We start from the raw sequence: 12,374 nt of genomic DNA, 5'->3' as shown, positions 1-12,374 counted from the left end.
AGCTAGACCAGATAAGGGTTTTAAGCCATTTTCCTACCCAACAAGTGCAAGGTTTTTACATCATAACCGTCAAAACCCTGGAATTTGTGCCTCCGCCAGCGCCAAATTTTCCCTCGACAGAGGCTTGAAACCATTGCCCATGACACACCGAGCGAAGCCGAGGTGTTGCCTATTCCCTATTGCCTCTCCCCACCACAAGACTTATTCAGCAAGCCCTAACTACCATTCTCCTTCGATGACACGACGATGAGTTGAGCGCATTGCTTGTAGAAGCTGCGTTTCCTCTTCGTCAAGTCCATCTGAGTAAGCCACATTGACCTGTTCTAGCAGTTCCTTTCGTTCACGGTATCGACGCAGAAATTCACTCAGAGCAAGGCTAATCAGCCGACTCCAAGACATATTTAGCTCTTTAGCCAGAGCTTGGGTGTCGTCTATCAAGTCTCGTCGGATGGGAAGATTGGTTGGCGAATCAGTCATGGAGGGATGAGTCGAGGTCACTACTCAAAGTATAGCTGAGTAATTCATCGAGCCATAAGCTTGGTGCGTTCCCAATCGGCGATCGATGGAGCAGCAGAAATCGCTTCCAGGAACGCACCCTACAACCAAACGGCTATTACTGTATCGACGCTCTAGGTGGAGGTTCCGAGAATTGCGATTGAGCGAAGCTCAGCACCAAAGGCGATCGCGTTCTTGGTTAGAAATGCAAGATTAACCATCTGTAGGGGCGACCCGCTTGCATCAATAAAAAACTCCCATCCATTCAATTGGGTCGGGTAGCCCTCTCCTATTCATTTGGCTAATTAATGCTAAAACAACAGCAGCACGTCCGATCGACTTGCTGAGTGATTTCCTTCTTTTAGTAATCCTATCTGGAGTTGCACTGAATTCAAGTTTCAGTTGCCTTACTCCCTATTAACTAGCTTAGGAAATATCAGCGTCTAAATGGTTTGCTGCTGTTGTTTTTAGAGAAGACAGATTGATTGATTTAGCCAGCGTTTTTACCTCTTTCTTTGAATCTAAACGTTGCTTTTGTATCTGTCCGGTGAAGCTTTATTTGCTTCATACTTTTACTTTACCACTCTCAAGTTGAAAGACAAGGAAATGATATGGAAGTTAACATTTGTCCAAAAAATATTAAGTTAAGTTACGATTATGGGCAACAATTGATGATCCGGCGATCATCCTGAACCAGTCGAAAATCAGGATCAAATTGAACAGTTCAATCTCTGGATTAAGTAAAAATACTTAGAGACTATTTGCAGAACACATAATTTGTGGCGTGAGGGTGGGTTTTACTGGGGGGTTATCAATGGAATGCATTGATTGTTCTCTAAACTGCCCCATACTGACGCTGTACTGGCTTTATACCGATCGCGACTGAACTGGCAAGTGATTAGATGATGGGGTTAGTATAACAGGGAGTATTTTTACAAAAGTTCATTCTTTAGACTCAGAAATTTCCATGACGGATAGGGTAACAACGATGTCCAACGATGTTGATGCGAAGACAGATACAGATATTGAAGCGAAAGCGAAGCAAGTCCGCCTACTGCTTTACTTGTGGGATCTGGGAGGTTCGGATGTTAAGAGGGGTGAACTGACTAAGCGACTGAAACGGAAGAAGGAGACAGCTGCTGATTATAAGGATAGTTATCAGCAGTTAGAAGAGAACGGTGCGATCGCGCTTTCTCGGTATAAGGTATCTCTGGTACAGCCGAAGGGATTTCAGATGCTGGAAGCGGGGTTAAAGAGTGAGGCGTTTAAATTTGAGAGTCAGATTGGCGCGAAAACCGCGAATGCGTTACTCAAATGGATTCGAGAACAAGCTATGTCGGCGGGTACTGTTGGTGATGGGGCGGTTGCAGCCGGGAAGACTGGGGAGAGTGCGATTGAGCAAAGCTCAGCGCCAAAGGCGATCGCGTCTTATGACCAGTTTAAGCAGGTGGCGCTGGATGTCTACAATCAGCTTAACCGCGACTACAACTTAGATGACTTAGTACCGATTTATCGGATACGGCGAACCATTAGCGATCGCGTCTCTCGTTCCCAGTTCAACGACTGGATGCTGGAAATGCAGGCTAACGATATTTTACAGTTAATGGGGGGAGAGGTTTTAAACGTTACCCCCGATCAATTAGAGGACTCAATTACTCCGCCAGTCGGCAAATTGCGTTACTTTGCAAAGCTTGTGAATGCTGAAGCCTAATTGAAACTACTTGCTGTTTGTTCCTTCACCTGAATGATCATGACTGATTTATCCGTTTCACCGATTGAAGAAATCAACGCCGCCATCGAAGACTACAATCCGTTCAACAGTGCAGCCATTGATAAAGTCCAAAGTGTTTGGGGGAAAGGATTCCCTGATTTAAATACTCTCAATGCTCACGCTTCTCAAAAAGTGTTGGAGGTAATCAAGCAGGTTAAAACCAGTCCAGATAGTAAAGATAAGGTAGCTACTTTAGTTGTGACTGGCGATATCGGTTCAGGGAAAACTCAACTCATTGGTCGTCTGCGCCGTCGTGTTATTGGTGATGGTAGTGCTGTATTTATCTATGCTAATACTGGCAAGTATGGTGACTTAAATCTGTTGAGACATCAATTTCTGCAAACGTTGGTCGAGAACTTGGCGCGAGTTGGCAGTCAAGAAGTTACACAATGGCAGGAAGTGGCGGCGGCTATGGCAAATGCCAGTAATTCCAGTGGTCAAAAAACAGCCGCCGCAACAATCGTTAAGAATTTTGATAAAGCCTATGCTAAAGCTTTACAGAATAACCAAAATCTGCTCAAAAAATTGAGTAGCCAGATTCTCAAAATCAAGCCGGATGCTGACCCTTATATTCTCAGGGCGATTTTGTGGACTCTTTCAGAAATGTACGCCCCCTATGCCATTGAATGGTTAGCTGGTAATGAGCTAGATCAAGAAACGGCTAACTCTATGGGTTTGCCAACCAATGCTGGTAAGACATCTCAAGAACAAGAAGCAGAAGCTCTGGGTAATATACAACAAATTTTGCGGTTAGTGAGCGATCATAAACCTGTGCTGATTTGTTTTGATGAATTGGAAACCCAAGGAATATTATCTGAAGATGGGTTTACTAAGGCACAGGTAATTGTCCGCTTAATTAAAGACCTTTACGATAATCTAGAACAGTCAGGTATTGGTAAAGGTATTGTCATGTTGACGGTAATGTTCTGGCCAACTTGGAATACAGAAATATCCTTTAATATCTATCAAACTGGTACGGGTGGTAGCGTGAGAGATCGGTTGTCAACAGCCACTCAAGGAAAACCAATAACTTTAAAACCTTTAGATAGCCAATCCCTTGTTGATTTAGTTGCCTTATGGTTACAAAAAGAGCTATATGAACCTCGCGGGTTAAAACCTCATGATCCAGTTTATCCGTTTACGGAAAGCCAACTCAGAGATATCGGTAAAAATAAGCTGACTGTACGGGAAGCCTTAGATTGGTGTGCTAATAATTATCGCCCCAATGTTCCTATATCACTAGAAGAGAGATTTAAAAGAGCTGTTAAATCCTCAAATGAGGCAGACATTGGAGATTATTTAGAGGACAATGATAAAATTGCTGATGCTCTATATTTTGGGTTTGAGCAGTTGATAGGTGAAACTTTGGAAGGGGAAACAGAAACAGGACAAAAATTACGGCAACTAACAATTGAACGTGTTGACACTGATATCCAAGTCGTCAATTCAAAGGCTACTCCCAAGAATCTATCAAACCAAGGTTACATTAATTTCAAGGTTGTTGGCAATGAAGATAACAAAAATTTTGTCATTGGTGTAGCAGTTATTCAGAAAAGCAACGCGGCTGCACTAGGAGCCGGATTAAAGCGCTTAACTGCATACGAGAGATTTGGTTTAACTCGCGGTTGTTTAGTTCGCTCGAAAAACAAAAAAATTAACAAGACGACAAAGGCTTATAAGTTACTGGAGGAACTCACATCTCAAGCAAAGGGAGGGGAATGGGCGTATCTGGAAGCTGAACAGATCAGACCCCTGATTGACCTTTATACTATTTATCAAAACTGCGAGACATATCAGCTAAATCAAGAGCAGGTGGCAGAATTCTCAAAACCCCAAATTTTAGATAATCAGCTACTGCGAGAAATCCTCAGCGATCCCTCTGGTGAAATTGATTCAGAGACTATTGAAGATGAAGAACTCTTTGGAACGCTGTTCGACGAATCTAGTGGTGATGATACAGACAATGATGACGACCTAAATGACCTATTCGTAGCATAGGAACATAAATTATGCTGCAAATCGCCCTACGTCTACCTACCCCAGATATTGAAGCCTTAATCGAAGGACGTTCAATTGCTATTATCCCTCGGATATTTGTCAATCCAGGACGACAATTTGCGCTTTATCCCTCAGATACATCCAGTAACGCTCTGCCTATTGAACAATATTATCGCTCAAATTTTATCCCCACCGCCCAACAAAGTCTGGCTGAACTCGGTTCGGAGACGGTTCAAATTAAAGCCTGGGCAAAATGCGAACGGTGTGAAGTCTTGGATGATTCAGAGTCCCTGGATTTTTTATCCCAGTTAACTGTATGGACAACAGCCGGATTAGAGCAAACTCGTGTCAAACGGGGTCATATTTTTTTAGCCTACCTGCGAGTTTATCGACTCCCGCAACCCATTGAAATTCCTGTCCATCCGAGTCCCAGATTTATTCCGCTTCCCCAACCTTTAACGGTGACTCAAAATACACCTGTTTTGAGTCAGACATGCTTTGAACAGCGCTGTCGCCAGATGGAAGAACGACAGCCGCCTCAACATCCAGAATTGGAAGAATTACAGAGTGCGATAGCGAAGCGCTGCTGCTTACAGCAGATCGCGTCATTATCAAACAATAATCTAGGGGCGAAAGAACTCGACCAAGATATCAAACAATTCTTAGGCTGGAGTAGCCAATCAATCGGGAAATTTTACTCTGATTTCATCTGGATTAAAACAATCGCCGACGTCGGTAACTCTAGCGATGGTCATCAATTTGAAAAACTGGTACGAAAAAGCTTACTGAAACTAGGATTTACCAACTCTAGAAATGATCCCAAAGCCAGCCTAAATCCAGAAGCAACTGGCGGTGCTGGCGGGATTGATTTTTATGCGGATGCACCTTATCCCATTGTGGGCGAATGCAAAGCTACCAAAAATGAAATAGTACCCAGTAAAACTCCGGGACAATTAATCCAACTGGGGAACAATCATTTACAACAAGACTATGATCCTTGTCTCAAACTCATTGTCGCCGCCGGTGAATTAACCCCAGATGCTTTACGAACAACTTTAAATAATCAGATTAGCGTGATTCGTCCAGAAACTCTCCAACATCTCGTAGAATTGCAAGCCCAATATAAGGGTGCTATTGACTTGCTGAAACTCAAAGCCTGCTTGCAAGATGCTTATGGGTTAGCCGATGATAAAATTGAGCAATACCTAGTGCAAGTGCGTCAAGATATCGCCGTGCGATCGCACATCGTCAAATCCGTTAAATCCTTACAAGAAAATGCCGGGTTAGGCGAAGTGGAAGTTGGTCAAATTTATGGCGCGTATATCGGTTCGAGTCCGCCCAAACCCTTAATGCCGAATGAATTGCGTGATATTCTCATTGAACTATCCTCACCGTTAACAGGTTACTTGGGGCGGAGTAAGGGTAATGAATTGAACCGCGATCGCTTCTATTTCCTGCGCGATTTACCTCTAATTCATTAAGGTTAAGAAACCTTTTGTTGGGGACTCTTCATGAACATCTGTATCAACTTCATGTTGAAACCCCTACTAAATAAGAGATTCCCCTAAATCCCCCTTAAAAAGGGGGATTTTGAGAAATTTATTGTTCCCCCAGATACAAAAATACGCTCGCATCCTCTGGATTTTCTCATGGAAAAAAAAGCGAAGCATCCTCTGCCTTCCCCCATGGAAAAAAAAGCGAAGCATCCTTTGGTCTCCCCCATGGAACAAAAAGCGAAGCATCCTTTGGTCTCCCCCTTTTGAAGGGGGACGGAAGGGGGATCTAATAGGGGGACGGAAGGGGGATCTGGCGCTAAGTAATCGTTATGTAGGGTGGGTTAGGCGGGACTTAAAGTCAGACAATAAACCTTTAATGGACTATCCGCCGTAACCCACCGATATTGGGAGCATGTCAGGGAAAGCACGCAATACTACAGTTAAGCTGTCATGCATTTAAATTGGGTATTAGTAGCGAGCAAGATGCAAAGCCTGCGGCATGGCTTCGCTAAACGCACTACAAGGCTTTCGCAATTATTGACATTAAGGTTTAAATGCCGAACAGCTTAACCGGATAAGTTGGGTTTCGTCCCTCAACCCAACCTACTTGCGTTGACATGCACCCCCGATATTTAGGTGGCGATGTTTTATAGCGGACAGAATTTATGTCCAGGTACTTACGCCTTGAGCAAGGCTTGCGCCCTTGCTCCCCTACGGATAGATTGGCAATAATCCAGGACAAATTCAATTAAAGGAACTGACTAAATCTCGAATCCGCTTGTAAGGTTTTCAGTACCTGCTTAATTTCTTGGGTGCGGTCTTTTTTCACAATTAACGTCACCCCACCATCTCGCACAACCACCACATCTTCTAAGCCAATCGTCACAATCACCTCATCCTGATCACTAGCATAAAGAATCGCCCCTTGGGTATCTTTCCCTACATGAGTTGCCAGTTCCACATTCGCCGCCTTTCCCTTGTGCAACCGTTCTAAAGCATTCCAATCTCCCAAATCATCCCAAGCAAACGCAACTGGGAGAACATAAGCCAGTTGGGTTTTCTCCATTAAGGCATAATCAATACTGGTTTTAGGTAGTTTAGAATAAGCATCAATCCCCTGTTGTTGTAACGGATTAATAATATCAGCCGCATAAGTGTTTAGTTCCGCTAATACGACACCAGCACGGAAAATAAACATCCCACCATTCCAGCTAAATTTCCCCGTCGCCAGAAATTTCTCGGCTGTTTCTCGGTCTGGCTTTTCTGTGAATCGAGCCACCCGATAAATTGGTAAATTATTAAAAGTTCCGGCGGGTTCTCCTTGTTCAATATAACCGTAACCTGTAGAGGGGTAGTCGGGAGCAATTCCTAAGGTGACAATCGCCGCTTCAGTCGCCGCTAACTGAGTCGCCGCCTCAATCGTCTGTTGAAACGCCTGCTGATCCGCAATCCAATGGTCTGCTGGAAAAAAGCCGATCACCGCATCTTCTCCATAGTGACGCGCAATTTCTAAGGTTGCCCACGCCACAGCAGGTGCAGTATCCCGCCCTTCGGGTTCAGCTAATATATGTTCGCTTTTGAGTTGGGGTAACTGTTGTTTTACACCGTCGGCTAATTGAGCCGATGTGATCACCCAAACATTGGCTGAATCTCCTGTCAATTGACTCAGACGGTCAGCTGTGGTCTGTAAAAGACTCTTTCCACTACCATCTAAACTTAAAAACTGCTTGGGTCGATGTTTGCGGCTGAGGGGCCAAAACCGTTCACCTTTGCCGCCAGCTAAAATTACGGGTATTAAGGATTGACTCATTGTCTATGTTATTCTAAGTTTCTGCTACATCCTAGCCTTACCCACAAGCATGGGGGAGATGTGGTGTTCCAGACGTAGCAGGTTACGTCTCTACAGTCAGAATGTTTGACCACCTCGGCAGATTTTTCCTAACCAAAGATTCATGGGGATTGAGCAGGCTAACGCTATAATCCAGCAATAGACTCGGTGAACGTCAAACGATTCCAGAACAGTTGGTGTGTGGTGAGGGTAAAAAAACGTGTCGAATAGTTCCCAAACTAGCTGGGGCTTTCAAGTCTCCCATCCAGAAAGTTATCCGCGATCGCACGGCGACTCTGATGTCGCTGAAAATGGTACTGGGGGTTCCCCGCCTCCCCCACCGCCTGATGATGGCGGAGATTCCCATTCCGATGATCATTCAAATAAATCCAGTGGTGGTCGCTATATGCGCTGGTTTCTGTGGAGTGCGGCGTTTGCCTTAACCGCTACAGTATCGGCTACCTTGGGCGCAACGGTTGCCCTAATTACCCCTCTGTCCCCCTTAATCGTGCCCCAAAATTTTGTCCTGGGCGCGAAAGAAAATTCCTGGCGACAAGCGTTTCGCTATGATTTAGCCCGACCCGTCAACATCCTGGTCATGGGAATTGACCGCGTTTCCGATAATGACAAAAACTCCTCCGACGTTTTCAGTGGTCGCAGCGATACTATGTTGCTGTTACGCCTCGACCCAACAGAAGAGTCCGTGACGATGCTTTCCATTCCTCGGGATACCCAAGTGGAACTTCCGGAGGTAGGACTTGCCAAAATCAATGATGCCAATGTGGAAGGGGGTGCAGCGTTAGCCGCACGGGTGGTGAGCCGTACTCTGAATGATGCACCCGTTGATCGCTATGTGCGGGTGACTACGGATGCATTTCGGGAACTGGTAGACCTGGTGGGGGGAGTTGAGGTGTTTGTTCCCTATCCGATGCAGTATGAGGATGTAACCCAGGATTTGTACATTGATTTAGAACCGGGATGGCAAATCTTAAATGGAGACCAAGCCGAACAGTTTGCTCGATTTCGTAAAGACGGCTACGGCGACATTGGTCGAGTTCAGCGCCAACAAACGCTACTCAAGGCGCTGCGTCAACGGTTGCTCAGTCCCAAGGTGCTACCGCGTTTACCCCAAATCATTCGGGTGATGCAGCAATATATTGATACCAATCTCAGTTTAGAAGAAATGCTGGCGCTGGTGGGCTTTGGCTTAGATTTAGACAAAGATGATTTTCAGATGGTACTTTTGCCCGGTCGCTTCAGTGATCCAGAGGAATATGTTGCCAGCTATTGGATTATGGATTCTGCCGGACGCGATCGCGTTATGCAACAATACTTTCAGCAAACCCTTGACTGGAGTTCATCGGAGATTCGGCGTTCTCCCCAACGGTTGCGAATTGCGATTCAAAATGCCACAGATGACCCGCAATTAGCTCACGAAGTTGCTCGATATTTGGCGAAAAACGACTTCTATAATGTCTACATCATACGGGATTGGCCCGATCAGGTACGCGAAACTCAGATTATTGTGCAACAAGGCGATTTGAAAGCAGCAACCACCTTAAAAAGGGTTTTGCAACTCGGTCACGTCGAAGCCTCTTCCACAGGAGATATTGAATCCGATTTAACCATTCGTGTGGGTGAGGATTGGTTGATTCGACACCCAGAAGCGGAGGAATAATGCAGTTATCAGTTATCAGTTATCAGTTATCAGTTATCGGGAGCTGGGGAAGATGAGGGAGCAGAGGGAGCTGGGGAAGATGAGGGAGCTGGGGGAGCTGGGGGAGCTGGGGGAGCAGAGGGAGATGGGGGAGGTGAATGATCAATGACTAGAAAAGAGTTGTATGTGTAGGGGCGGGTTTCACTACTATCGTTTTTTGCCCACCCTAATGTCACTAAACCCGCCCTGTCTAAATGATGAATTTCTGGACAAATAACGAATGACAAATGACGAATGACACATGACACATGACAAATGACGAATGACACATGACACATGACACATGACACATGAATTGCCGACTTAACCAACAAATTCAATTCATTATTGAGATTGACAAACTCAAGGGAATTCTTCGCCAAACCCGATTAACGGATGATTCTCGCCAGGAAAACAGCGCCGAACATTCTTGGCATTTGGCATTAATGGCAATTATTCTGGCGGAGTATGCACCTCCCCAGGTTGACCTGGGACGAGCGATAACGATGGTGCTGCTGCATGATTTAGTTGAAATTGATGCAGGAGACACGTTCTGCTATGACGTACAGGGAAATCAGGATAAAGCGGTTCGGGAAGAAAAAGCCGCTACCCGGATTTTTGGCATGTTACCCGAAGACCAAGGGCAATGGTTGCGGGAAATCTGGGATGAATTTGAAGCCGTCACCACGCCGACCGCCCGATTTGCCGTTGCGCTAGACCGTTTGCAACCCCTGCTGCTCAATTACCAGAATCATGGCGGAACTTGGCAGCTTCATGGTATTACTGAACGCCAAGTGATGCAACGTATGGAACCTGTGCAAGAGGGTACACCTCAGCTTTGGACATTAGTGGAGCAAATTGTCGCAGATTGTATTAAAGCGGGTTATCTTCAGAAGGCGCGATCGCTCTCCACTGAGAGTCAAGTAGACTAGATTATTATGTCTATTGTTGTGGCTCGAAATCTGAGCAAAGTCTATCCCGTAGCGGTCAAACAACCCGGTATTAAGGGGACTCTCACCCACTTTTTGCGCCGAAAGTACCGCTCTGTCGTTGCTGTACAAAATGTTTCCTTTGAAATTGGCATGGGGGAAGTGGTGGGATTTCTCGGTCCCAATGGTGCCGGTAAAACCACGACGTTGAAAATGCTCACGGGACTTGTTCACCCTTCAGGGGGTGAGGTTAAGGTAGCGGGTCATCAGCCATTTCAGCGGGAATCCAACTTTTTGCAGCAGATTACCCTAGTCATGGGTCAAAAGCAACAACTGCTTTGGGACTTACCCGCCTTGGATTCCCTGAGAATCAACGCCGCCGTTTATGGAATTTCTCACAACCAGTTTCAACGTCGCGTCGGGGAACTGGCAGAAATGTTATCCTTAGAAGCCAAACTCACGCAACCCGTGCGGAAACTCTCCCTCGGAGAACGCATGAAAGCTGAATTGCTGGCGGCGCTTTTGCATCAACCCCAAGTCTTATTTTTAGATGAACCTACATTGGGATTGGATGTTAATGCCCAATTAGCGGTGCGGAATTTCTTACGCGAGTACAATCAGCGCACGGGAGCCACCGTTTTATTGACCAGTCACTACATGGCAGATATTACGGCGCTGTGTCAGCGAGTGCTGCTAATTTATGAAGGGCAGATGATTTATGATGGCAGCTTGGAGGGACTCCTCAATCGCTTTGCGCCCTATCGGGAGGTGAAAGTAGAACTGGCTCAACCCTTGTCAAAAGAAGAGTTATCAGGTTATGCAGAAATAGAGGCAATCGATGGGTTAGCAGTACGTTTCCTCGTACAGCGTGAAAAGCTGACAAGTACCGTGGCTCGGATTTTGGCGGATTTAGAGGTGATAGATTTAACTGTTAGTGACCCCCCTATCGAAGAAGTCATCGGTCGGGTTTTTCGAGCCGGAGTTGTTTCGTGATTTTTGGTCATTGGTCATTGGTCATTGGTCTTATGTCCAGAAATTAATCATTTGGACAGGGCGGGTTTAGTGACATTAGGGTGGGCAAAAAACGATAGTAGTAAAACCCGCCCCTACATAGAAGACTCTTTTCTAGTCATTAATCATTTACCTTCCCCATCTTCCCCACCACAAAACTTATTCAGCAGACCATAATTACTATGAAGCGATTAATTCACACCAGTAAAATATTTCTGTCTGTTTACTATGCTCACATGTTGGAATACCGGGCAGAGCTTTTTTTTTGGATACTTTCTAACAGTTTGCCGCTGATTCTTATGGGGGTTTGGATGCAGGCATCTCAAGGCGGAGAGTTTGAACTAACTCCTGAAGAATTTATGCGTTACTTCCTATCCGTTTTTATCGTTCGCCAGTTTACTGTGGTGTGGATGATTTTTGATTTTGAAAGGGAAGTGGTAGAGGGCAGACTATCTCCTAAACTCCTGCAACCCATTGATCCTGTATGGCATCATGTTGCAGGTCATCTATCTGAACGCTTTGTTCGCCTACCTTTATCGGTTGTACTTTTAGGTTTATTCTTTCTCCTCTATCCCCCAGCATTTTGGTTGCCTGGTTTGGGTGATATACTATTATTTATATTCATCACAGCAATGGCATTTGCCCTACGATTTTTAATCCAATATACCTTTGCCTTATTTGCATTTTGGACAGAGCGAGCCAGTTCACTAGAACAATTTTGGTATTTATTCTATTTGTTTCTGTCAGGAATGATGGCACCATTGGAAGTTTTCCCCCCTACAGTCCGAGCCGTTGCCGAGTGGACACCTTTCCCTTACTTGGCTCATTTTCCCGCCGCCTTGTTAGTTGGGCTACCGGTTAATTTTATCCAAGGAATTTTGGTTATGGTGGGTTGGGGATTGTTATTTTTTGGCGTCAATCGCTGGTTGTGGCGCAAGGGATTGAAGCAGTATTCGGGAATGGGAGCGTGAGATGGGCGGAGGTGCAGGGGTGCGGGGGAGATGGGGAAGTAGGGGCTGCTGAATAAGTCTTGTGGTGAGGGGGAGCTGGGGAAGCTGGGGAAGCTGGGGGAGCTGGGGGAGCAAGGGTACATTTTACCTGAGCAAGGTGATGCCATACTTATGAAGGATGCTACCCCATTTCCTTGCAC

General features: G+C 45.5%; 9 protein-coding genes. 7 read left to right on the top strand and 2 right to left on the bottom strand.

Annotated elements, in window-relative coordinates:
* Positions 1 to 219: 219 nt before the first annotated feature.
* Complete coding sequence (locus RIB93_RS12820) at positions 220 to 477, bottom strand: hypothetical protein (RefSeq protein ID WP_446373150.1); 258 nt, start codon at positions 475 to 477, stop codon at positions 220 to 222.
* Between the two features lie 1,006 nt (positions 478 to 1,483).
* Between RIB93_RS12820 and RIB93_RS12815 the strand changes: the two genes are divergently transcribed.
* From RIB93_RS12815 to RIB93_RS12805, 3 genes are read left to right on the top strand one after another with little or no spacing between them, the layout of a single operon-like run.
* Complete coding sequence (locus RIB93_RS12815) at positions 1,484 to 2,206, top strand: hypothetical protein (protein ID WP_446373149.1); 723 nt, start codon at positions 1,484 to 1,486, stop codon at positions 2,204 to 2,206.
* A gap of 39 nt (positions 2,207 to 2,245) precedes the next feature.
* Positions 2,246 to 4,264: a P-loop NTPase fold protein gene (locus tag RIB93_RS12810; RefSeq protein ID WP_446373148.1), complete on the top strand. Its 2,019-nt coding sequence runs from the start codon at positions 2,246 to 2,248 to the stop codon at positions 4,262 to 4,264.
* A gap of 11 nt (positions 4,265 to 4,275) precedes the next feature.
* Positions 4,276 to 5,745, top strand: coding sequence for a DUF1802 family protein (locus RIB93_RS12805; RefSeq protein ID WP_446373147.1), 1,470 nt, complete (start codon positions 4,276 to 4,278; stop codon positions 5,743 to 5,745).
* 763 nt (positions 5,746 to 6,508) lie between these two features.
* On the opposite strand, the gene RIB93_RS12800 is transcribed toward RIB93_RS12805, so the two are convergent.
* Positions 6,509 to 7,570 (bottom strand): mannose-1-phosphate guanylyltransferase, encoded by a 1,062-nt coding sequence (locus RIB93_RS12800; RefSeq protein WP_446373146.1) that lies wholly within the window; start codon positions 7,568 to 7,570, stop codon positions 6,509 to 6,511.
* Between the two features lie 238 nt (positions 7,571 to 7,808).
* On the opposite strand from RIB93_RS12800, the gene RIB93_RS12795 reads away from it, so the two are divergent.
* From RIB93_RS12795 to RIB93_RS12780, 4 genes are all read left to right on the top strand, one after another.
* Positions 7,809 to 9,266, top strand: coding sequence for an LCP family protein (locus RIB93_RS12795; protein WP_446373145.1), 1,458 nt, complete (start codon positions 7,809 to 7,811; stop codon positions 9,264 to 9,266).
* A gap of 329 nt (positions 9,267 to 9,595) precedes the next feature.
* Positions 9,596 to 10,216 carry an HD domain-containing protein gene (locus RIB93_RS12790; RefSeq protein ID WP_446373144.1) on the top strand — a complete coding sequence of 207 codons (621 nt, stop codon included), beginning with the start codon at positions 9,596 to 9,598 and terminating at the stop codon, positions 10,214 to 10,216.
* A gap of 6 nt (positions 10,217 to 10,222) precedes the next feature.
* A complete protein-coding gene (locus tag RIB93_RS12785) occupies positions 10,223 to 11,206 on the top strand; it encodes an ABC transporter ATP-binding protein (protein WP_446373143.1) in 984 nt (327 codons plus the stop codon).
* Positions 11,207 to 11,406: 200 nt separating this feature from the next.
* A complete protein-coding gene (locus RIB93_RS12780) occupies positions 11,407 to 12,195 on the top strand; it encodes an ABC transporter permease (protein WP_446373142.1) in 789 nt (262 codons plus the stop codon).
* Positions 12,196 to 12,374 lie beyond the last annotated feature (179 nt).

Origin of the sequence: Coleofasciculus sp. D1-CHI-01, from assembly GCF_040218875.1 — a bacterium.
Taxonomy (GTDB): Bacteria; Cyanobacteriota; Cyanobacteriia; order Cyanobacteriales; family Coleofasciculaceae; genus Coleofasciculus.
The sequence above is the reverse complement of the archived record's forward strand: the minus strand, read 5'-3'. Positions and strand labels throughout refer to the sequence as shown.